The following is a 21554-nucleotide window of genomic DNA, read 5'->3' as shown; positions in this document are numbered from 1 at the left end:
GCAGGGGCTTTCTCGTTTCTGTGACCTTTCCCACAACTCCATACATCTCTCTCTGCCTTTGGGCATCTGCACAATGCAGCCTTAGCTGAACTTCCCTATGCTTGAGCTCTGCTCACGGGAGGGTTTTATGGCTGGCTGGCATCTTGATACCAAAATGGCGCAGGATATCGTGGCGCGAACCATGCGCATCATTGATACCAATATCAACGTAATGGATGCCCGTGGGCGCATTATCGGCAGCGGCGATCGTGAGCGTATTGGGGAATTGCACGAAGGGGCGTTGCTGGTGCTCTCTCAGGGGCGCGTGGTCGACATCGATGACGCCGTGGCGAAACATCTGCACGGGGTTCGTCAGGGGATCAACCTGCCGCTGCGTCTGGAAGGAGAGATTGTTGGCGTTATCGGTCTGACCGGCGATCCTGAATCGCTGCGTAAATACGGTGAGCTGGTCTGCATGACGGCGGAGATGATGCTGGAGCAGTCGCGTCTGATGCACCTGCTCGCCCAGGACAGCCGCCTGCGCGAAGAGCTGGTGATGAATTTGATTCAGGCGGAGGAGCACACGCCTGCCCTGAGCGAGTGGGCGCAGCGTCTGGGTATCGACCTGAATCAGCCGCGCGTGGTTGCCGTTATTGAGGTGGATAGCGGCCAGCTTGGCGTGGACAGCGCTATGGTGGAGCTACAGCAGCTGCAAAACATGCTGGCGACGCCGGAGCGTAACAACCTGGTGGCAATCGTCTCTTTAACGGAAATGGTGGTGCTCAAGCCTGCGCTTAATCAGTTTGGCCGCTGGGACGCGGAAGATCATCGTCGCCGCGTTGAGCTGCTCATCGAGCGCATGAAGGAGAACGGACAGCTCCGTTTTCGCGTCGCGCTGGGAAATTACTTTACCGGGCCGGGGAGTATCGCCCGTTCATGGCGAACGGCGCGCACCACCATGATGGTGGGTAAACAGCGCATGCCGGAGAGCCGCAGTTATTTCTATCAGGATCTGATGCTGCCGGTCCTGCTCGACAGCCTGCGCGGTGGCTGGCAGGCCAACGAGCTGGCGCGCCCGCTGGTGCGTCTGAAAGCGATGGACAACAACGGGCTGCTGCGCCGCACGTTGCAGGCGTGGTTCCGGCATAACGTGCAGCCGCTGGCAACGTCAAAAGCGCTGTTTATTCACCGTAATACGCTGGAGTATCGGCTTAACCGGATCTCGGAACTGACGGGGCTGGATTTAGGGAATTTTGACGACCGGCTACTGCTGTATGTTGCGTTGCAGCTGGATGAGCAGAGATAAGGTTGTGTGCGGTTTTCACCCTCTCCCTGTGGGAGAGGGCCGGGGTGAGGGCATCAGACCGCACCGGAATAACTTATTTCCGCGTCAATTTCTCAAGATCCGCTTCAATCTCGCTGATCTTATTGGTGACAACGCTTTCCAGGTGACGCAGGTCGTCAAGGATCTTACGTTTCAGATCGACTTCGCTGCGATCGCGCTGGCAGATTTGATCGAGTTCGTCGATCACGTAGCGCAGGTTAGGGCTGATTTCCTGTACTTCTTTATATCCCTGACCGATACCGTCAGCGACAACGGTCTTACGCTGGCGAGGGTATTTAAACTTCACGCTTTTGGCGAAGAACTCTCCTTTGTCCTTGTGAAAATAGATTTTCAAAATATCGTTATTGGCTTCCTGGCGAAGACTATAACGATCAATTTCATCAGGATTGGTAATGCCCAGACTTTTCAGATTATCGTACATAGCGGTACCCTTGATCTCAACATAACCTATGAATAATTAACGAAAAAATCTATTTTCGCCACCTTCGGATATAAAAAAAGCGGGGTTGCCCCCGCTTTTTGTTATACCCGATTAATCGATGGTGCGCAGCAGTTCATTGATGCCTACTTTACCGCGCGTTTTCGCGTCCACTTTTTTCACGATGACCGCGCAATACAGGCTGTATTTGCCATCTTTAGACGGCAGGTTGCCGGAAACCACAACGGAACCGGCTGGAACGCGGCCGTAGTGAATTTCACCGGTTTCGCGATCGTAAATACGGGTGCTCTGGCCAATGTACACGCCCATGGAGATCACAGAACCTTCTTCGACGATCACGCCTTCAACCACTTCGGAACGTGCGCCGATGAAGCAGTTGTCTTCGATGATGGTTGGGTTAGCCTGAAGTGGCTCAAGAACGCCACCGATGCCCACGCCGCCGGACAGGTGAACGTTTTTACCGATCTGCGCGCAGGAGCCGACGGTAGCCCAGGTGTCCACCATGGTGCCTTCGTCAACGTAGGCGCCGATGTTCACGTAGGATGGCATCAGCACGGTGTTGCGTGCGATGAATGCCCCCTGACGAACGGCTGCCGGTGGTACTACGCGGAAGCCCTCTTTCTGGAAGCGCGCTTCGTCGTAATCCGCAAATTTCATTGGCACTTTATCGAAGTAGCGGCTTTCTGCTCCGTCGATAACCTGGTTATCGTTGATGCGGAAAGAGAGCAGCACAGCTTTCTTCAGCCATTGATGAGTAACCCACTGACCGTCGATTTTTTCTGCCACGCGCAGCGCGCCGGAATCCAGCAGGGAAATAACCTGGTTTACCGCTTCACGGGTCACGGTATCCACATTTGCCGGAGTGATGTCGGCGCGACGCTCAAAAGCGGACTCAATAACGTTCTGTAACTGCTGCATTGTTTACTCTTTCCATTTCACTAAAAAACACGTCACCCTTTATCGTTTGGATTGAGGGCTGCTGTCAACCGTTGTTGCACTTCAAGTTGCAGGTCATTATTAAGGGCACGTCGGTCGGCCGTCGCGATTATAAATAAATCTTCTACTCGTTCGCCAATCGTTGTAATTCGGGCGCCGTGAAGCGAAATTCCCAGATCGGCAAAAACCTGGCCGACGCGGGCGAGTAGCCCTGGCTGGTCGAGCGCAATCAGCTCAAGGAACGATTTACGGTCGGTATGGGTCGGCAGGAAATTGACCTCGGTATCGACGGTAAAGTGGCGCAGTTTTGCCGCCTGACGGCGCGGCTGCGGAGGTTGCCAGCTGCGCTGCGTAATCGCCTGCTCAAGGCCAAAGCGTATCCCCTCATGCCTGTCCGACGATAGCGGGCTGCCGTCCGGCTCCAGCACAATAAAGGTGTCCATCGCCATGCCGTCGCGGGTGGTAAAAATCTGCGCGTCGTGAACGCTCAGGTTACGCCTGTCCAGCTCGGCACAGACCGCTGCAAACAAATAAGGCCGGTCCGGGCTCCAGATAAAGATCTCCGTCCCGCCGCGTGTGGCCTGCGGGCTAAGCAGAATCATCGGTTTCGTCAGGTCGTGCATCAGCAGATGCCGGGCGTGCCAGGCAAGCTGGTTTGGGCTGTGGCGCACAAAGTAGTTGGCGCGACAGCGCGCCCAAATCTGATGCAGCGCCTCTTCGTTGATGTTATCCATGCGCAGCAGGGCCAGCGCTTGCAACTGGTGATGGCGCACACGCTCGCGCATGTCCGGGGTATTCTGCATCCCGCGACGCAGCTGTTTTTCGGTAGCGAAATACAGCTCGCGCAGCAGGCTCTGCTTCCAGCTGTTCCACAGGGTTTCGTTGGTGGCGCAGATATCGGCTACCGTCAGGCAGACCAGGTAGCGCAGGCGGTTCTCCGTTTGCACTTCCTCGGCGAACTGCTTGATCACTTCCGGATCCTGAATATCACGACGCTGAGCGGTAACCGACATCAGCAGATGATGGCGAACCAGCCAGGCGATAAGCTGCGTTTCACGCGAGTTCAGGCCGTGCAGCTCGGCAAATTTCAGCACGTCCTGGGCACCGAGTACGGAGTGGTCGCCGCCGCGACCTTTGGCGATATCATGGAACAGAGCAGCGATCAGGATCAGCTCCGGGTGTGCCAGACGTGGCCACAGATCAACGCACAGCGGATGGCGGGATCGCGTCTCTTCTTTAGCGAAACTTTCCAGCTTCAGCATGACGCGGATCGTGTGCTCATCCACCGTATAGGCGTGAAACAGGTCGAACTGCATCTGCCCGACAATATGCGACCACTGAGGCATATAGGCCCACAGCACGCTGTGACGGTGCATTGGCAGCAGTCCGCGGCTGACGGCGCCCGGATGACGAAGCATGCTCAGGAACAACGAGCGCGCCTCCGGGATGTAACACAGCGGCTGCTTCAGATGACGCCGTGCATGGCGCAGATGACGCAGGGTAGTGGAGTAGATCCCGGTGATCGTGCTGTTGCGCACCATGGTATAGAACATTCGCAGGATCGCTTCCGGTTCGCGAATGAACAGCGTTTCGTCGCGCAGATCGATAAGCGTGCCGCGCAGCTGAAATTCGTCATCAATCGGACGCGGTTTTTCGTCAGCCGTCAGCGCGAGGATCGCCTCATCGAACAGCTGTAACAGCATCTGGTTCAGCTCAGAGACGCGGCGGGTGACGCGGAAGAAATCCTTCATCATTTGCTCGACCGGCTCGTTGCCCTCGCCCTGGTAATTCAGGCGCTGCGCCACGCTGAGCTGTCGGTCAAACAGCAGGCGGTTATCGTAGCGGGTGACTTCCAGGTGCAGGGCAAAACGGATGCGCCACAGCAGATGCAGACACTCATTGAGTTCGTTACGTTCGGCTTCGGTCAGAAAACCAAACCCGACCATTTCGTCCAGCGATGTTGCCCCAAAATGGCGACGGGCGACCCATTGCAGCGTGTGGATATCGCGCAGGCCACCGGGGCTGCTTTTAATATCCGGTTCGAGATTATAGCTGGTACCGTGATAGCGCTGGTGGCGCTGGTTTTGTTCTTCGACTTTCGCAGCGAAGAATTTTTCCGAAGGCCAGAAGCCGTCGCTAAAGATGTGCTTTTGCAGTTCGAGGAACAGCGCCACGTCGCCAATCAGGAGGCGAGTTTCAATCAGGTTGGTGGCGACGGTCAGGTCAGATAACCCTTCCAGCAGACACTCTTCCAGCGTGCGTACGCTGTGGCCCACTTCCAGCTTTACGTCCCAGAGCAGGGTCAACAGTTCACCGATTTTCTGCGCCCGATCGTCCGGCAGTTTTTTACGGCTTAAGATCAGCAGGTCGATATCAGAGAGCGGATGCAGTTCACCCCGGCCATAGCCGCCAACAGCAACCAGCGCGACGTCGCTCACCTGTCCGAAACCGTAGTCGATCCAGAGACGTTGCAGGAGCTGGTCGATAAATTCGGTGCGCGCTTCAATGAGCTGCTCGGCCGAAACGCCTGCGTCAAATGCGCTTCCCAGCCAGCGATGGAAAACCTCCATGTGGGCTTTGATATGCGCGCAGGTCAGTTCATGCGGTGGCCAGACGCCCGGGTTATCAGGCTGGTCGGGGAGGGTGGGAAGTGCTGTGTTAGCATACTGTTCGGGTAAGAGATTACTCATCGTGCGCCACCCATAAGAAAAAGCTATCGCCATTAAAAAAGCCGGCATTCGCCGGCTTCTTATCACTCAATGTTCGTCAGTATCGCCGGGATGGTGTCATCCTTGCGCAACGTCATAATTTCGCAGCCGTTGTCTGTAACCACAATAGTATGCTCGTACTGGGCAGACAAGCTTCTGTCTTTGGTTTTTACCGTCCAGCCATCTTTCATGGTACGGATGCGGTAATCACCCGCGTTGACCATTGGCTCGATCGTGAAGGTCATGCCCTTTTGCAGCACTACGCCGCCGTCGTCTGCATCGTAGTGCAGAACCTGCGGTTCTTCATGGAAGACGCGGCCAATACCGTGACCGCAGTATTCGCGCACCACGGAGAACCCTTCCGCTTCCACAAATTTCTGGATTGCGGCGCCGATGGTGCGCAGGCGGATGCCCGGCTTCACCATTGTCAGCGCCAGGTAGAGGCTCTCTTGCGTTACTTTGCACAGACGCTCGCCCAGAATCGTTGGCTTGCCAACGATGAACATCTTAGAGGTGTCGCCGTGGTAGTCGTCTTTGATGACGGTCACGTCGATGTTGACGATGTCGCCATCTTTCAGCAGCTTCTCGTCATCCGGAATGCCGTGGCAAACCACTTCATTAATAGAGATGCAGACGGATTTCGGGAAACCGTGATAGCCAAGGCAGGCGGAGACCGCGTGCTGCTCGTTGACGATATAGTCGTTACAGATGCGATCCAGTTCGCCAGTGCTGACGCCCGGTTTCACAAACGGCTCAATCATTTCCAGCACGTCCGCGGCCAGACGACCGGCGACGCGCATCTTTTCAATTTCTTCAGGTGTCTTAATAGAGATAGCCATGTAATCTGTCCATCGGTGTCGATTTTTTCGACAATACTAGTGTAAGTGTTGTCAATGGTATCAGTCAGGCGCACCCCGTGCCAAATTGAGAATCATTAACAGCACACTCCGCCAACAATTATTGGTTTCTGGCCGTGTTTTGTGATATAAAGCGCGCCGGACTTCCGATCCATCTCAGATACACAGGCTGGACGGGAGCGACAAATCTCACTTTGTGTAACAACACACACGTATCGGCACATATTCCGGGGTGCCCTTCGGGGTCGGTAATATGGGATACGTGGAGGCATAACCCCAACTTTCAATATAGAGGTTTTAAACATGGCAACTGTTTCCATGCGCGACATGCTCAAGGCTGGTGTTCACTTCGGTCACCAGACCCGTTACTGGAACCCGAAAATGAAGCCTTTCATCTTCGGCGCACGTAACAAAGTTCACATCATCAACCTTGAGAAGACTGTACCAATGTTCAACGAAGCCCTGGCTGAGCTGAACAAGATCTCTTCCCGTAAAGGTAAGATTCTGTTCGTTGGTACTAAGCGCGCTGCAAGCGAAGCTGTGAAAGATGCTGCTAACAGCTGCGACCAGTTCTTCGTGAACCATCGCTGGTTGGGCGGCATGCTGACCAACTGGAAAACTGTTCGTCAGTCCATCAAGCGCCTGAAAGATCTGGAAACCCAGTCTCAGGACGGTACTTTCGATAAGCTGACTAAGAAAGAAGCGCTGATGCGCACTCGTGAACTGGACAAGCTGGAAAACAGCCTGGGCGGTATCAAAGATATGGGCGGCCTGCCAGACGCGCTGTTCGTAATCGATGCAGACCACGAGCACATCGCAATCAAAGAAGCTAACAACCTGGGTATCCCGGTATTCGCTATCGTTGATACCAACTCCGATCCGGACGGTGTTGACTTCGTTATCCCGGGTAACGACGACGCAATCCGTGCTGTTAGCCTGTACCTGAGCGCTGTAGCTGCTACCGTTCGTGAAGGCCGTTCCCAGGATCTGGCTTCTCAGGCGGAAGAAAGCTTCGTAGAAGCTGAATAATAAGGTTTTACCCCTTATTAGTACCGTGTATGAATAGGGGCCCATTATCGGCCCCTTTTTTCAATTTATACTGTTTGGCTCCCGGCCGGGCAGTTCACATCTCCCGAGGATTTAAGAATGGCTGAAATTACCGCATCCCTGGTAAAAGAGCTGCGTGAGCGTACTGGCGCAGGCATGATGGATTGCAAAAAAGCGCTGACCGAAGCGAACGGCGACATCGAGCTGGCAATCGAAAACATGCGTAAATCCGGTGCGATCAAAGCAGCTAAGAAAGCAGGCAACGTTGCTGCTGACGGCGTGATCATCACTAAAATCGACGGCAACTACGGCATCATTCTGGAAGTTAACTGCCAGACTGACTTCGTTGCTAAAGATGCTGGTTTCCAGGCATTTGCTAACAAAGTTCTGGACGCAGCGGTTGCAGGCAAAATCACTGACGTTGAAGTTCTGAAAGCACAGTTCGAAGAAGAGCGTGTTGCGCTGGTTGCTAAAATCGGTGAGAACATCAACATCCGTCGCGTTGCTTCCCTGGAAGGTGACGTTCTGGGCTCTTACCAGCACGGCGCGCGTATCGGTGTTCTGGTTGCGGCTAAAGGCGCTGACGAAGAGCTGGTTAAACAGCTGGCAATGCACATCGCTGCAAGCAAACCAGAATTCGTTAAGCCAGAAGACGTGTCTGCTGAAGTGGTAGAGAAAGAGTACCAGGTTCAGCTGGACATCGCGATGCAGTCTGGTAAGCCAAAAGAAATCGCAGAGAAAATGGTTGAAGGCCGCATGAAGAAATTCACCGGCGAAGTTTCTCTGACTGGCCAGCCTTTCGTAATGGATCCAAGCAAGTCTGTTGCTCAGCTGCTGAAAGAGCACAACGCTGATGTAACTGGCTTCATCCGCTTCGAAGTGGGCGAAGGCATCGAGAAAGTTGAGACTGACTTCGCAGCAGAAGTTGCTGCAATGTCCAAGCAGTCTTAATGATTGAAAAGGAGCCGCCTGAGGGCGGCTTCTTTTTGTCACCCGTCTCACGAAATCAGACAGGCTCCAGTATCGCTGTGCTGATTTGCGACATATCATGTCGCCAGAATTAACCCCATCTTAATCGTTGACAGTCTCAGGAAAGAAACATGGCTACCAATGCAAAACCCGTGTACAAACGCATTCTGCTTAAGCTGAGTGGCGAAGCGCTGCAAGGATCGGAAGGCTTCGGTATTGACGCAAGCATCCTTGATCGCATGGCACAGGAAATCAAAGAACTGGTCGAACTGGGTATTCAGGTTGGCGTGGTCATTGGCGGTGGCAACCTTTTCCGTGGTGCTGGTCTGGCGAAAGCGGGGATGAACCGCGTAGTGGGCGACCACATGGGTATGCTGGCAACCGTGATGAATGGCCTGGCGATGCGTGATGCGCTTCATCGCGCCTATGTGAACGCTCGCCTGATGTCCGCTATTCCTTTGAATGGCGTATGCGATAATTACAGCTGGGCAGAGGCCATCAGCCTGCTGCGCAACAACCGCGTGGTGATCCTCTCCGCCGGTACGGGTAACCCGTTCTTTACCACCGATTCCGCAGCCTGCCTGCGCGGTATCGAAATCGAAGCCGATGTGGTGCTGAAAGCGACCAAAGTAGATGGCGTGTTTACTGCCGACCCGGCAAAAGATCCTTCAGCGACCATGTACGATCAGCTGAGCTACAGCGAAGTGCTGGAAAAAGAGCTAAAAGTGATGGATCTTGCCGCCTTTACGCTGGCTCGTGACCACAAACTGCCGATCCGTGTCTTCAATATGAACAAGCCTGGCGCGCTGCGTCGCGTTGTTATGGGCGAAAAAGAAGGCACTTTGATCACGGAATAATTTCCGTCGGCGATAAATACAGGTAAGATTCCGCTTTATTTCGACGTGGTATCTTACCCGGGCGCGCCTTTGGCGTTGTCATGAATTAAACGCGACTATACTTAGCACACCTGTAGCGCTGTGCTGGCGGATAGTCTGCCTGAGACAAGTTTTCAAGGATCCGTAACGTGATTAACGACATCAGAAAAGATGCTGAAGTACGCATGGACAAATGCGTAGAAGCGTTCAAAAACCAAATCAGCAAAATCCGTACTGGCCGAGCTTCCCCAAGCCTGCTGGATGGCATCATCGTAGAATACTACGGTACGCCTACGCCACTGCGTCAGCTGGCGAGCGTGACGGTAGAAGATACCCGTACCCTGAAAATCAACGTGTTCGATCGCTCAATGAGCCCGGCCGTTGAAAAAGCGATCATGGCATCTGACCTGGGTCTGAACCCAAGCTCAGCCGGCGCGGATATTCGCGTTCCACTGCCTCCGCTGACGGAAGAGCGTCGTAAAGACCTGATCAAAGTAGTTCGTGGTGAAGCTGAGCAGGGTCGTGTTTCCGTACGTAACGTGCGTCGCGATGCGAACGATAAAGTGAAAGCCCTGCTGAAAGAAAAAGAGATCAGCGAAGACGACGATCGTCGTTCTCAGGACGACATTCAGAAAATGACCGACGCGGCGATCAAGAAAATTGATGCGGCGCTGGCAGAAAAAGAAGCGGAACTGATGCAGTTCTGATTTTCGCTGTACACTGATAAACGCCGTTCAGAAGGACATTGAGTCTTGCTGGCGGCGTTTTGCTTTTATCTGATCTAACTTTTGGGCATCTCATGAAGCATCTCACTCTCCTCGGCTCGACCGGCTCTATCGGTTGCAGCACTCTCGACGTTGTACGTCATAATCCTGACAGCTACACCGTGGCCGCGCTTGTGGCCGGAAAAAACGTGCAGCGAATGGTCGAACAGTGCCTGGAGTTTACCCCCCGTTTTGCGGTGATGGATGATGAAGAGAGCGCCCGCCAGGTAAAAGCGCTGTTGCAGGAGAAGGGCTGCCGTACCGAGGTGCTCAGCGGGCAACAGGCGGCGTGCGATATGGCCGCGCTTGATGAAGTTGATCAGGTTATGGCGGCAATCGTCGGGGCGGCGGGTCTTCTGCCGACGCTTGCCGCGATCGATGCGGGAAAAGATGTCCTGCTTGCGAACAAAGAGTCGCTGGTCACCTGCGGACGCCTCTTTATGGAGGCGGTAAAACAGCGTGGGGCGCGTCTTTTGCCGGTCGATAGCGAGCACAACGCCATTTTTCAGAGTTTACCCCAACCTTTTCAACAAAACCTGGGGTACGCTGACCTGGAGCAGAATGGCGTTGTGTCGATTCTGCTTACCGGGTCTGGTGGCCCGTTCCGTGAAACGCCACTGTCTGAATTGAGCGCAATGACGCCGGATCAGGCATGTCGTCATCCGAACTGGTCAATGGGGCGTAAGATCTCCGTCGATTCGGCCACCATGATGAACAAAGGTCTGGAATACATTGAAGCTCGCTGGCTGTTCAATGCGTCGGCGAAACAGATGGAAGTGCTGATCCACCCGCAGTCGGTGATTCACTCGATGGTGCGCTATCAGGACGGCAGCGTGCTGGCCCAGCTGGGCGAACCGGATATGCGTACGCCAATTGCTCATACGATGGCGTGGCCAAACCGCGTAAAATCGGGCGTTAAGCCTCTCGATTTTTGTAAGCTGAGTTCACTGACGTTTAGCGAGCCTGATTACGACCGTTATCCCTGTCTGAAACTGGCGATGACGGCCTTCGATCAGGGGCAGGCGGCGACAACGGCGCTTAATGCAGCCAATGAAGTGACCGTTGAAGCATTCCTGAATCAGCAGATCCGCTTTACTGACATCGCCGCGTTGAATTTATCCGTGCTGGAGATGATGGATTTGCGTGAGCCGCAGAGCGTGGAAGAGGTGCTGGCCGTGGATGAACAGGCACGCATTGTTGCGCGTAAACAGGTGACACGTCTCGCAAGCTGGTGATAAAGCAAGCACTAGTCGTCGTGCTATTTGTTAGCGTTGGGCTTCAGTGATATAGTCTGCGCCACCTGATCGCAGGTATTTGGCTTTAAGTGGTCAGGTAAGCCGTGGTTTGACACGGCTTTTTTATGTATAGGCTTCAGTATTCCTGTGTACCGTTAAATCCTTTCAGGGACTAAAAACGCGTTATGTTGTCTGCGAATCAACCAATAAGCGAAAACTTGCCAGCACATGGCTGTCGCCATGTTGCAATCATCATGGATGGCAATGGCCGCTGGGCGAAAAGACAAGGGAAGATACGAGCCTTTGGGCATAAAGCTGGGGCGAAATCTGTTCGCCGCGCCGTTTCTTTTGCCGCCAATAACGGCATTGATGCGTTAACGCTCTATGCTTTTAGCAGTGAGAACTGGAATCGACCTGCGCAGGAAGTGACTGCGTTGATGGAACTGTTCGTGTGGGCGCTCGATAGCGAAGTAAAAAGCCTGCACCGCCACAACGTCCGCTTGCGTATTATTGGCGAAACCAGTCGTTTTAACTCACGTTTGCAGGAACGGATTCGCAAAGCAGAAGCGCTGACGGAAAATAATACCGGCCTGACGCTCAATATCGCGGCGAATTACGGCGGACGCTGGGATATTATCCAGGGGGTTCGGCATCTGGCTGAGCAGGTTCAGGAAGGGCTGTTAAGACCCGACCAGATTGATGAAGAGGCGCTGAGTCAGCAAATCTGCATGAATGAACTGGCACCCGTGGATTTGGTTATAAGGACAGGGGGGGAGCATCGCATTAGTAACTTTTTGCTGTGGCAAATTGCCTACGCCGAACTTTACTTTACGGATGTTCTTTGGCCAGATTTTGATGAACAAGACTTTGAAGGTGCGCTGCATGCCTTTGCCAATCGAGAGCGTCGTTTCGGCGGCACCGAGCCTGGTGGCGATAATGCCTGATGGGGGTAGCTTTTGCTGAAGTATCGCCTGATTTCCGCTTTTGTATTAATACCCGTCGTCATCGCAGCGCTGTTTTTACTGCCTCCGGTGGGATTCGCTATTGTTACGCTGGTGGTGTGTATGCTCGCCGCGTGGGAATGGGGGCAGCTTAGCGGCTTTACCTCGCGCACTCAGCGGGTATGGCTGGCGGTACTCTGTGGTTTTTTACTGGCCCTGATGCTGTATACCTTGCCTGAATATCATCACGATGTTCACCAGCCGCTGGTTGCCGGATCCTTATGGATATCGCTGGCCTGGTGGATTGCTGCGCTTGTTTTAGTGCTTTTCTATCCGGGCTCTGCGGCGATCTGGCGTAACTCTAAAGTGTTGCGCCTTATTTTTGGTCTGCTCACGATTGTTCCCTTTTTCTGGGGGATGGTTGCGCTGCGCGCCTGGCACTATGACGAAAACCACTACAGCGGCGCGATATGGCTGCTTTATGTGATGATTCTCGTCTGGGGGGCTGACTCCGGGGCCTATATGTTTGGTAAACTGTTCGGCAAACATAAACTGGCGCCAAAGGTTTCTCCGGGCAAAACCTGGCAAGGCTTCATTGGCGGCCTGTTTACGGCAGCGATTATCTCCTGGGGCTATGGCGTCTGGGCGAATCTTGAGGTTGCCCCCTCCACGCTGCTGGTATGTTCGATTTTCGCGGCGCTGGCATCGGTGCTGGGTGATTTAACCGAGAGTATGTTTAAGCGTGAAGCAGGGATTAAGGACAGTGGTCACCTGATTCCAGGACATGGCGGAATACTGGATCGCATTGACAGCCTTACCGCGGCTGTTCCTGTATTTGCTTGCCTGCTTTTACTGGTGTTTGGGACGATATAACGGAAGGTTTTATGCTGAGCATTCTCTGGAATCTGGCGGCGTTCATTGTTGCACTGGGTGTACTGATTACCGTGCATGAATTTGGCCATTTCTGGGTTGCCCGGCGCTGTGGTGTGCGGGTGGAGCGATTCTCGATTGGCTTTGGCAAATCGCTCTGGAAGCGCACCGATAAGCATGGCACCGAGTTTGTCATTGCTCTGATTCCCCTGGGCGGCTATGTCAAAATGCTCGACGAACGCGTTGAGCCTGTCGCCCCGGAACTTCGCCATCGCGCGTTTAACAATAAAACTGTTGGACAACGTGCTGCCATCATCGCTGCCGGCCCGGTAGCCAATTTCATCTTCGCTATCTTCGCCTACTGGCTGGTGTTTATCATCGGCGTGCCTGGCGTGCGCCCGGTCGTGGGCGAAATCACCACGGGTTCTATTGCGGCAACGGCGCAAATTACACCGGGAATGGAACTTAAAGCGATTGATGGTATCGAAACCCCTGATTGGGATGCCGTGAGGTTACAACTGGTTGCCAAAATTGGTGATGAGCAGACAACCGTCAGCGTATCGCCATTTGGTTCCGACCAGCGGCAGGAAAAAGTGCTGGATTTACGCCACTGGCGCTTTGAGCCAGACAAAGAGGACCCTGTCGCCGCACTCGGGATTCGACCGCGCGGCGCGCAGATCGAGCCGGTATTAGCCGAAGTACAGGCCAAATCGGCAGCGAGTAAAGCAGGTTTACAAGCGGGTGACAGGATCGTTAAAGTCGATGGTCAGCCATTAACACAATGGATGACCTTTGTTACTCTGGTGCGCGATAATCCAGGCAAGCCGCTCGCGCTGGAAGTGGAAAGGCAGGGGAGTTCGCTCTCACTGACCCTTACTCCGGATACCAAATCGGGCGGCGGTAAGGCGGAAGGGTTTGCAGGCGTTGTGCCGAAAGTGATCCCACTGCCAGATGAGTACAAGACAATACGCCAGTATGGGCCGTTTAGCGCCATCGTTGAGGCCACGGATAAAACATGGCAGCTGATGAAGCTTACGGTCAACATGTTGGGGAAATTGATAACCGGTGATGTGAAACTGAACAACCTCAGTGGGCCAATTTCGATTGCTCAGGGGGCTGGGATGTCAGCGGAGTTCGGGGTGATTTACTATCTCATGTTCCTTGCGCTGATTAGCGTGAACCTGGGGATAATCAACCTGTTCCCGCTTCCCGTACTAGATGGGGGCCATTTGCTGTTTTTAGCGATTGAAAAGCTAAAAGGCGGACCGGTATCCGAGCGAGTTCAAGACTTTAGTTATCGCATTGGCTCGATTTTGCTGGTGCTGTTAATGGGGCTTGCACTTTTCAATGATTTCTCTCGGTTGTAAGAGAGTTAGTTAGGAAGAACGCATAATAACGATGGCGATGAAAAAGTTGCTCATAGCGTCGCTGCTGTTTAGCAGCGCGACCGTATACGGTGCTGACGGGTTCGTAGTGAAAGATATTCATTTCGAAGGCCTTCAGCGTGTCGCCGTTGGTGCGGCCCTCCTCAGTATGCCTGTGCGCCCCGGCGATACGGTTAATGATGAAGATATCAGTAACACCATCCGTGCTCTGTTTGCCACTGGCAACTTTGAGGACGTCCGCGTCCTGCGCGATGGTGATACGCTGGTGGTTCAGGTAAAAGAACGTCCAACGATTGCCAGCATCACTTTCTCCGGCAACAAGTCGGTGAAAGATGACATGCTCAAGCAGAACCTTGAGGCATCGGGTGTTCGTGTGGGGGAATCTCTGGACCGCACAACCCTTGCAGACATTGAAAAAGGTCTGGAAGATTTCTATTACAGCGTCGGTAAATACAGCGCGAGCGTTAAAGCGGTTGTTACACCGCTGCCACGTAACCGTGTCGACCTGAAACTGGTCTTCCAGGAAGGTGTTTCTGCGAAGATCCAGCAGATCAACATCGTGGGTAACCACGCGTTCAGCACCGACGAACTGATCTCCAACTTCCAGCTGCGTGACGAAGTGCCGTGGTGGAACGTGGTGGGCGATCGTAAATACCAGAAACAGAAACTGGCGGGTGACCTTGAAACCCTGCGCAGCTACTATCTGGATCGCGGTTACGCCCGTTTCAACATCGATTCAACTCAGGTGAGTCTGACTCCGGACAAGAAAGGTATCTACATTACCGTTAACATCACTGAAGGCGATAAGTACACGCTTTCAGGTGTTGAAGTCAGCGGCAACCTGGCAGGACATTCAGCTGAAATTGAATCTCTGACCAAAATTCAGCCGGGCGATCTGTACAGCGGATCTAAAGTCACCAAAATGGAAGACAGCATTAAGAAGCTGCTCGGCCGTTATGGTTATGCGTATCCGCGTGTGCAAACGCAGCCGGAAATTAACGACACGGATAAAACCGTTAAGCTGCACGTTAACGTTGATGCGGGCAACCGTTTCTATGTGCGTAAGATCCGCTTCGAAGGTAACGATACCTCTAAAGACTCCGTTCTGCGCCGTGAAATGCGCCAGATGGAAGGGGCATGGCTGGGAAGCGATCTGGTAGACCAGGGTAAAGAGCGTCTGAACCGTCTGGGCTATTTCGAAACGGTCGATACCGATACTCAGCGTGTACCAGGTCGTCCGGATCAGGTTGATGTTGTTTATAAAGTTAAAGAACGTAATACCGGTAGCTTCAACTTCGGTATTGGTTACGGTACTGAAAGTGGCGTGAGCTTCCAGGTCGGTGTTCAGCAGGATAACTGGCTGGGTACGGGCTACTCTGTCGGTATCAACGGGACGAAAAACGACTACCAGACCTACTCTGAGTTCTCTGTTACCAACCCATACTTCACCGTTGACGGTGTAAGCCTGGGCGGTCGTATCTTCTATAATGACTTTAAAGCGGACGATGCGGACCTCTCCTCGTATACCAACAAGAGTTACGGTCTGGATGGTACGCTCGGCTTCCCGGTTAACGAATACAACACCCTGCGCGCAGGTTTAGGGTACGTGCATAACGACCTGTCCAACATGCAACCGCAGGTGGCGATGTGGCGTTACCTGGACTCCATCGGTCAGTCGGCGAGTACGTCCAGCGATGACAACGGTTTCGCCGCGGATGACTTCACCTTCAACTACGGTTGGACCTACAACCGTCTTGACCGTGGCTACTTCCCGACGGAAGGTTCACGTGTCAACCTGAACGGTAAAGTGACTATCCCGGGCTCGGATAACGAGTTCTACAAGGTCACGCTGGATACGGCGTCCTACTTCCCAATTGATGAAGACCACAAGTGGGTTGTTCTGGGTCGTACCCGTTGGGGTTATGGTGACGGTATTGGAAGCAAAGAACTGCCGTTCTATGAAAACTTCTACGCCGGTGGTTCAAGCACCGTGCGTGGCTTCCAGTCCAATAACATTGGTCCGAAAGCGGTTTATTACGGCGGTAATGACGAAGATAACTGCGCAAGCCGTGATCCTAAGCAAGTATGTAGCTCTGATGACGCAGTAGGTGGTAACGCTATGGCCGTGGCGAGCCTCGAGTTCATCACGCCTACGCCGTTTATCAGCGACAAGTACGCAAACTCTGTCCGCACCTCCTTCTTTATGGATGCAGGTACAGTGTGGGACACCAACTGGGAGAACACCGCCCAGATGCGTGCGGCGGGGGTTCCGGACTACAGCGATCCGAGCAACATTCGCATGTCCGCAGGTATCGCATTACAATGGATGTCACCGCTGGGGCCGTTGGTCTTCTCTTACGCCCAGCCGTTTAAGAAATACGATGGAGACAAAGCGGAGCAGTTCCAGTTTAACATTGGTAAAACCTGGTAATAATCCGCTGCAATGGAATGCGTTGGCAGTGTAGCGCTGACAACCGGCGATCGGTAAAACGATCGCCTTGCCACGCAAAGAACGGTACCCCTCGGGTGCCAATGGGATGGTAAGGAGTTAATTGTGAAAAAGTGGTTATTAGCTGCAGGTCTCGGTTTAGCGATGGCAACTTCTGCTCAGGCAGCGGATAAAATTGCAATCGTCAACATGGGTAATTTGTTCCAGCAGGTTGCACAGAAAACCGGTGTTTCTGCAACGCTGGAAAACGAATTCAAAGGCCGTGCGAGCGAACTGCAACGTATGGAAGGTGATCTTCAGTCCAAGATGCAGCGTCTTCAGCGTGATGGTTCTACCATGAAAGCGAGCGAGCGCAGCAAACTGGAAAAAGACGTCATGTCTCAGCGCCAGACCTTCTCTCAGAAAGCGCAGGCTTTCGAGCAGGATCGTCAGCGTCGTTCTAACGAAGAGCGTGGCAAACTGGTGACGCGTATTCAGTCTGCCGTTAAAGCAGTCGCAGCCGATCAGAGCATCGATCTGGTTGTTGATTCGAACGCCGTTGCATTCAACAGCAGCGATGTTAAAGACATCACCGCTGATGTTCTGAAACAGGTTAAATAAGTAATGCCTTCAATTCGACTGGCTGATTTAGCTCAGCAGTTGGATGCAGAATTACACGGTGATGGCGATATCGTCATCACCGCTGTTGCGTCCATGCAATCTGCTAAAGCAGGCACTATTACCTTCATGGTAAGCCCTAAGTACCGTGAACACCTGGCCCAGTGCCAGGCGTCTGCCGTTGTTCTGACGCAGGACGATCTTCCGTTTGCCACTAGCGCTGCACTGGTAGTGAAAAATCCCTACCTGACCTATGCGCGCATGGCCCAAATTCTTGATACCACGCCGCAGCCGGCACAGAACATTGCAGCCAGTGCTGCGATTGATCCGACGGCTCAGCTGGGTAACAACGTATCAGTCGGCGCAAACGCCGTTATCGAATCCGGCGTCGTGCTGGGTGATAACGTGGTGATTGGCCCAGGCTGCTTTGTTGGAAAAAATACGAAAATTGGCGCAGGGACTCGTCTGTGGGCCAATGTCTCTGTCTACCATGAGGTTGAGATTGGCGAGAATTGTCTCGTACAGTCCAGCACGGTGATTGGTTCTGACGGATTTGGTTACGCTAACGATCGGGGTAACTGGGTTAAGATCCCTCAGCTGGGTCGCGTGATTATCGGCGATCGTGTGGAGATCGGCGCTTGCACCACCATCGACCGCGGTGCGCTTGACGACACCATTATTGGTAACGGTGTTATCATAGACAACCAGTGCCAGATTGCACATAACGTTGTGATTGGCGACAATACCGCAGTTGCGGGTGGTGTTATCATGGCAGGCAGCCTGAAAATTGGCCGTTACTGCATGATTGGCGGTGCCAGCGTGATCAATGGCCATATGGAAATATGCGACAAAGTCACGGTGACGGGGATGGGCATGGTGATGCGTCCAATCACTGAGCCTGGCGTTTATTCCTCCGGTATTCCGCTGCAACCGAACAAGGTCTGGCGTAAAACAGCTGCACTGGTGATGAATATTGATGATATGAGCAAGCGACTCAAAGCGATTGAGCGCAAAATCGATCAACAAGACTAAGCGTTCATCCGTTTAACGCTAAATTTCCCGGCCTGTCGGCTTTGTTTATAAACCGGCAGGCCGTGTTATTATTGCTACTTAGTACATTTGACAGGAAGAGTATTTTGACTACTGACACTCATACTCTGCATATTGAAGAGATTTTAGAACTTCTGCCGCACCGCTATCCGTTTTTACTGGTAGACCGTGTGCTGGATTTTGAAGAAGGTCGTTTTCTGCGCGCAGTGAAAAATGTCTCCGTTAACGAGCCGTTCTTCCAGGGGCACTTCCCTGGTAAGCCTATCTTCCCGGGGGTATTGATCCTGGAAGCGATGGCACAGGCTACCGGTATTCTGGCGTTTAAAAGCGTAGGTAAACTGGAACCGGGTGAACTCTATTACTTCGCGGGTATCGATGAAGCGCGCTTCAAGCGTCCGGTCGTGCCTGGTGATCAAATGATCATGGAAGTCACTTTTGAAAAAACGCGTCGCGGCCTGACTCGCTTCAAAGGCGTAGCTATGGTTGACGGCAAAGTTGTTTGCGAAGCGACAATGATGTGTGCGCGTAGCCGGGAGGCCTGATACGTGATTGATAAATCCGCCTTTATTCATCCTACCGCCATTGTGGAAACGGGTGCCATCATTGGTGCCAATGTCCACATCGGCCCGTTTTGTATTGTTGGACCCCATGTCGAAATTGGTGAGGGTACAGTACTGAAATCTCACGTTGTCGTGAATGGTCATACCACCATTGGCTGCAACAATGAGATCTATCAGTTCGCCTCCATCGGCGAAGTTAACCAGGATCTCAAGTATGCTGGCGAACCGACCCGCGTGGAAATCGGCGATCGTAACCGCATTCGCGAAAGCGTCACCATTCATCGTGGTACAACGCAAGGCGGTGGATTGACGAAGGTGGGCAGCGACAACCTGTTTATGGTTAATGCGCACATTGCGCACGACTGTACCGTGGGGAGCCGCTGTATTCTCGCCAACAACGCAACGCTGGCGGGACACGTATCGGTCGATGATTTCGCCATTATTGGCGGCATGACCGCAGTCCATCAGTTCTGCATCATTGGTGCACACGTGATGGTCGGCGGATGCTCCGGTGTGGCGCAGGACGTCCCACCGTTTGTGATTGCGCAGGGCAACCATGCCACGCCGTTTGGCGTGAACATTGAAGGTCTCAAGCGTCGTGGCTTCAGCCGCGAAGCGATTACCGCGATCCGCAACGCGTACAAATTGCTGTACCGTAGCGGTAAAACGCTGGAAGAGGCTAAGCCGGAAATTGCCGAGCTGGCGAATAAGCACCCTGAAGTGAAAACGTTCATGGAATTCTTTGAACGTTCAACCCGTGGTCTGATTCGTTAATGGTCGACAGTCGTCCGCTTACCATCGCCCTGGTCGCCGGAGAAACCTCCGGCGATATTCTTGGTGCAGGTCTTATCCGCGCGCTTAAAGCCCGTGTACCCAATGCCCGCTTTGTGGGCGTGGCTGGGCCGCTAATGCAGGCCGAAGGCTGCGAAGCCTGGTATGAAATGGAAGAGCTGGCTGTGATGGGCATCGTCGAGGTGCTGGGCCGCTTGCGTCGCCTGCTGCATATCCGCGCCGACCTTACCCGCCGCTTTACCGACCTCAAGCCCGATGTATTTGTCGGCATTGATGCGCCTGATTTCAATATTACCCTTGAAGGGAACCTGAAAAAGCAGGGGATCAAAACGATCCATTACGTCAGCCCATCCGTGTGGGCGTGGCGACAGAAACGCGTTTTCAAAATCGGACGGTCCACCAATCTGGTGCTGGCTTTTCTGCCTTTCGAAAAAGCGTTTTACGACAGATTTAATGTCCCGTGCCGTTTTATCGGTCATACCATGGCGGATGCCATGCCACTGGATCCGGATAAAAACGCGGCGCGTGACGAACTGGGCATCCCGCATGATGTGCATTGTCTGGCGCTGCTGCCAGGAAGCCGGGGTGCGGAAGTTGAAATGCTCAGTGCCGATTTCCTGAAAACGGCGCAAATTCTTCGCAAGACTTACCCCGATCTTGAAGTGGTCGTGCCGCTGGTGAATGCCAAACGCCGGGAGCAGTTTGAGCGTATCAAAGCCGACGTCGCCCCGGATCTTCACGTCCGCTTGCTGGACGGAAAAGGGCGGCAAGCTATGTTTGCGAGCGATGCCGCACTGCTGGCTTCCGGCACGGCTGCGCTGGAGTGTATGCTGGCAAAATGCCCAATGGTGGTCGGTTATCGCATGAAGCCGTTTACCTTCTGGCTGGCAAAACGTCTGGTAAAAACAGATTACGTATCTCTGCCAAACCTGCTTGCGGGTCGCGAGCTGGTGAAAGAGCTCTTGCAGGATGAATGTCAGCCGCAGGCGCTGGCAGATGCGCTGCTGCCGCTGCTGGCCAACGGTAAAACCAGCCACCAGATGCATGATACCTTCCGTGAACTGCATCAACTGATCCGCTGTAATGCTGATGAGCAGGCGGCCGATGCGGTGCTGGAGTTAGCACAATGATGGAATTTATTTATCCCCATACCCACCTCGTTGCCGGTGTGGATGAAGTCGGTCGTGGCCCGTTAGTGGGTGCCGTTGTGACCGCGGCGGTGATCCTCGATCCAGCCCGCCCGATCGTTGGCCTGAACGACTCGAAAAAACTGAGCGAAAAGCGTCGTTTAGCGCTGTTCGATGAAATTAAAGAGAAAGCGCTGGCCTGGAGTCTCGGGCGCGCAGAACCGCATGAGATTGACGATCTAAACATTCTGCACGCTACCATGCTGGCGATGCAGCGTGCCGTTGCGGGCCTGAAGATTGTGCCTGAGTATGTACTGATCGACGGTAACCGTTGCCCGGCGCTGCCGATGCCTTCCATGGCTGTTGTTAAAGGCGATAGCCGCGTCGCAGAAATCAGTGCGGCGTCAATCATTGCCAAAGTGACGCGCGATGCTGAAATGGCCGCGCTGGACCTCACTTATCCCGCGTATGGTTTCGCCCAACACAAGGGATATCCAACGGCTTTCCATCTGGAAAAGCTGGCTGAACATGGCGCAACTGAACATCATCGGCGCAGCTTTGGCCCGGTGAAACGCGCGCTGGGACTGGTGTCCTGAATCAAGACGCAAGCAATTAAGTAACGCGGGATT

Annotated in this window: 20 protein-coding genes; 16 read left to right on the top strand and 4 right to left on the bottom strand. The window is 53.6% G+C overall.

The features are described from left to right. Positions 1 to 127: 127 nt before the first annotated feature. Positions 128 to 1285: a CdaR family transcriptional regulator gene (locus ACOTYB_RS00190; RefSeq protein ID WP_003856217.1), complete on the top strand. Its 1158-nt coding sequence runs from the start codon at positions 128 to 130 to the stop codon at positions 1283 to 1285. A gap of 73 nt (positions 1286 to 1358) precedes the next feature. Here ACOTYB_RS00190 and ACOTYB_RS00185 read toward each other — a convergent pair whose 3' ends face one another. From ACOTYB_RS00185 to map, 4 genes are all read right to left on the bottom strand, one after another. Continuing rightward, positions 1359 to 1745 carry a DUF3461 family protein gene (locus ACOTYB_RS00185; RefSeq protein ID WP_003856216.1) on the bottom strand — a complete coding sequence of 129 codons (387 nt, stop codon included), beginning with the start codon at positions 1743 to 1745 and terminating at the stop codon, positions 1359 to 1361. 111 nt (positions 1746 to 1856) lie between these two features. After that, complete coding sequence (gene dapD / locus ACOTYB_RS00180) at positions 1857 to 2681, bottom strand: 2,3,4,5-tetrahydropyridine-2,6-dicarboxylate N-succinyltransferase (protein WP_003856214.1); 825 nt, start codon at positions 2679 to 2681, stop codon at positions 1857 to 1859. A gap of 32 nt (positions 2682 to 2713) precedes the next feature. Next, entirely contained in the window at positions 2714 to 5389 is a 2676-nt protein-coding gene (glnD, locus tag ACOTYB_RS00175; protein ID WP_409248725.1) for a bifunctional uridylyltransferase/uridylyl-removing protein GlnD, read from the bottom strand. A 62-nt stretch (positions 5390 to 5451) separates the two neighbouring features. Further along, positions 5452 to 6246 carry a type I methionyl aminopeptidase gene (map, locus tag ACOTYB_RS00170; RefSeq protein WP_045342643.1) on the bottom strand — a complete coding sequence of 265 codons (795 nt, stop codon included), beginning with the start codon at positions 6244 to 6246 and terminating at the stop codon, positions 5452 to 5454. A gap of 321 nt (positions 6247 to 6567) precedes the next feature. Here map and rpsB point away from each other — a divergent pair, with 321 nt between their 5' ends. The 15 genes from rpsB (at position 6568) to rnhB (ending at position 21521) form a co-directional block, all read left to right on the top strand. After that, a complete protein-coding gene (gene rpsB, locus ACOTYB_RS00165) occupies positions 6568 to 7293 on the top strand; it encodes a 30S ribosomal protein S2 (RefSeq protein WP_003856207.1) in 726 nt (241 codons plus the stop codon). A 117-nt stretch (positions 7294 to 7410) separates the two neighbouring features. Further along, a complete protein-coding gene (gene tsf / locus ACOTYB_RS00160) occupies positions 7411 to 8262 on the top strand; it encodes a translation elongation factor Ts (protein WP_003856196.1) in 852 nt (283 codons plus the stop codon). 149 nt (positions 8263 to 8411) lie between these two features. Continuing rightward, entirely contained in the window at positions 8412 to 9137 is a 726-nt protein-coding gene (pyrH, locus tag ACOTYB_RS00155) for a UMP kinase (protein ID WP_003856194.1), read from the top strand. Positions 9138 to 9304: 167 nt separating this feature from the next. Further along, the gene (gene frr / locus ACOTYB_RS00150; RefSeq protein ID WP_003856180.1) at positions 9305 to 9862 is read left to right on the top strand and encodes a ribosome recycling factor; all 558 of its coding nucleotides are present in this window, start codon (positions 9305 to 9307) and stop codon (positions 9860 to 9862) included. A gap of 92 nt (positions 9863 to 9954) precedes the next feature. Beyond that, the gene (gene ispC, locus ACOTYB_RS00145; protein ID WP_023315432.1) at positions 9955 to 11154 is read left to right on the top strand and encodes a 1-deoxy-D-xylulose-5-phosphate reductoisomerase; all 1200 of its coding nucleotides are present in this window, start codon (positions 9955 to 9957) and stop codon (positions 11152 to 11154) included. Between the two features lie 185 nt (positions 11155 to 11339). Beyond that, positions 11340 to 12098, top strand: a complete 759-nt coding sequence (gene ispU / locus ACOTYB_RS00140; RefSeq protein WP_003856176.1) for a (2E,6E)-farnesyl-diphosphate-specific ditrans,polycis-undecaprenyl-diphosphate synthase — start codon at positions 11340 to 11342, stop codon at positions 12096 to 12098. 12 nt (positions 12099 to 12110) lie between these two features. Continuing rightward, complete coding sequence (cdsA, locus tag ACOTYB_RS00135) at positions 12111 to 12968, top strand: phosphatidate cytidylyltransferase (protein WP_003856175.1); 858 nt, start codon at positions 12111 to 12113, stop codon at positions 12966 to 12968. Positions 12969 to 12979: 11 nt separating this feature from the next. Next, the gene (gene rseP, locus ACOTYB_RS00130; protein WP_003856174.1) at positions 12980 to 14332 is read left to right on the top strand and encodes a sigma E protease regulator RseP; all 1353 of its coding nucleotides are present in this window, start codon (positions 12980 to 12982) and stop codon (positions 14330 to 14332) included. Positions 14333 to 14363: 31 nt separating this feature from the next. Beyond that, positions 14364 to 16781 (top strand): outer membrane protein assembly factor BamA, encoded by a 2418-nt coding sequence (gene bamA, locus ACOTYB_RS00125; protein WP_003856172.1) that lies wholly within the window; start codon positions 14364 to 14366, stop codon positions 16779 to 16781. Between the two features lie 123 nt (positions 16782 to 16904). Then, positions 16905 to 17399 carry a molecular chaperone Skp gene (gene skp / locus ACOTYB_RS00120; protein WP_003856169.1) on the top strand — a complete coding sequence of 165 codons (495 nt, stop codon included), beginning with the start codon at positions 16905 to 16907 and terminating at the stop codon, positions 17397 to 17399. 3 nt (positions 17400 to 17402) lie between these two features. Then, positions 17403 to 18428 (top strand): UDP-3-O-(3-hydroxymyristoyl)glucosamine N-acyltransferase, encoded by a 1026-nt coding sequence (lpxD, locus tag ACOTYB_RS00115; RefSeq protein ID WP_003856168.1) that lies wholly within the window; start codon positions 17403 to 17405, stop codon positions 18426 to 18428. Positions 18429 to 18532: 104 nt separating this feature from the next. Next, positions 18533 to 18988, top strand: coding sequence for a 3-hydroxyacyl-ACP dehydratase FabZ (gene fabZ, locus ACOTYB_RS00110; protein ID WP_003856165.1), 456 nt, complete (start codon positions 18533 to 18535; stop codon positions 18986 to 18988). 3 nt (positions 18989 to 18991) lie between these two features. After that, positions 18992 to 19780 (top strand): acyl-ACP--UDP-N-acetylglucosamine O-acyltransferase, encoded by a 789-nt coding sequence (gene lpxA / locus ACOTYB_RS00105; RefSeq protein ID WP_003856164.1) that lies wholly within the window; start codon positions 18992 to 18994, stop codon positions 19778 to 19780. Next, the gene (gene lpxB / locus ACOTYB_RS00100) at positions 19780 to 20928 is read left to right on the top strand and encodes a lipid-A-disaccharide synthase (protein WP_003856161.1); all 1149 of its coding nucleotides are present in this window, start codon (positions 19780 to 19782) and stop codon (positions 20926 to 20928) included. Before lpxA ends, lpxB begins: the two co-directional genes overlap by 1 nt. Next, complete coding sequence (rnhB, locus tag ACOTYB_RS00095; RefSeq protein ID WP_003856158.1) at positions 20925 to 21521, top strand: ribonuclease HII; 597 nt, start codon at positions 20925 to 20927, stop codon at positions 21519 to 21521. Before lpxB ends, rnhB begins: the two co-directional genes overlap by 4 nt. The last annotated feature ends 33 nt before the right edge of the window (positions 21522 to 21554 follow it).

Origin of the sequence: Enterobacter cloacae complex sp. IR5450, from assembly GCF_049238665.1 — a bacterium.
GTDB lineage: Bacteria > Pseudomonadota > Gammaproteobacteria > Enterobacterales > Enterobacteriaceae > Enterobacter > Enterobacter hormaechei_C.
This window is presented reverse-complemented; position numbering and strand designations above follow the sequence as displayed.

Bases quoted from the DNA above. Each gene is read 5' to 3' on its own strand.
- ACOTYB_RS00190 (WP_003856217.1), top strand. From the start codon at position 128: ATGGCTGGCTGGCATCTTGATACCAAAATGGCGCAGGATATCGTGGCG.
- ACOTYB_RS00185 (WP_003856216.1), bottom strand. From the start codon at position 1,745: ATGTACGATAATCTGAAAAGTCTGGGCATTACCAATCCTGATGAAATT.
- dapD (WP_003856214.1), bottom strand. From the start codon at position 2,681: ATGCAGCAGTTACAGAACGTTATTGAGTCCGCTTTTGAGCGTCGCGCC.
- glnD (WP_409248725.1), bottom strand. From the start codon at position 5,389: ATGAGTAATCTCTTACCCGAACAGTATGCTAACACAGCACTTCCCACC.
- map (WP_045342643.1), bottom strand. From the start codon at position 6,246: ATGGCTATCTCTATTAAGACACCTGAAGAAATTGAAAAGATGCGCGTC.
- rpsB (WP_003856207.1), top strand. From the start codon at position 6,568: ATGGCAACTGTTTCCATGCGCGACATGCTCAAGGCTGGTGTTCACTTC.
- tsf (WP_003856196.1), top strand. From the start codon at position 7,411: ATGGCTGAAATTACCGCATCCCTGGTAAAAGAGCTGCGTGAGCGTACT.
- pyrH (WP_003856194.1), top strand. From the start codon at position 8,412: ATGGCTACCAATGCAAAACCCGTGTACAAACGCATTCTGCTTAAGCTG.
- ispC (WP_023315432.1), top strand. From the start codon at position 9,955: ATGAAGCATCTCACTCTCCTCGGCTCGACCGGCTCTATCGGTTGCAGC.
- ispU (WP_003856176.1), top strand. From the start codon at position 11,340: ATGTTGTCTGCGAATCAACCAATAAGCGAAAACTTGCCAGCACATGGC.
- rseP (WP_003856174.1), top strand. From the start codon at position 12,980: ATGCTGAGCATTCTCTGGAATCTGGCGGCGTTCATTGTTGCACTGGGT.
- bamA (WP_003856172.1), top strand. From the start codon at position 14,364: ATGGCGATGAAAAAGTTGCTCATAGCGTCGCTGCTGTTTAGCAGCGCG.
- lpxD (WP_003856168.1), top strand. From the start codon at position 17,403: ATGCCTTCAATTCGACTGGCTGATTTAGCTCAGCAGTTGGATGCAGAA.
- lpxB (WP_003856161.1), top strand. From the start codon at position 19,780: ATGGTCGACAGTCGTCCGCTTACCATCGCCCTGGTCGCCGGAGAAACC.
- rnhB (WP_003856158.1), top strand. From the start codon at position 20,925: ATGATGGAATTTATTTATCCCCATACCCACCTCGTTGCCGGTGTGGAT.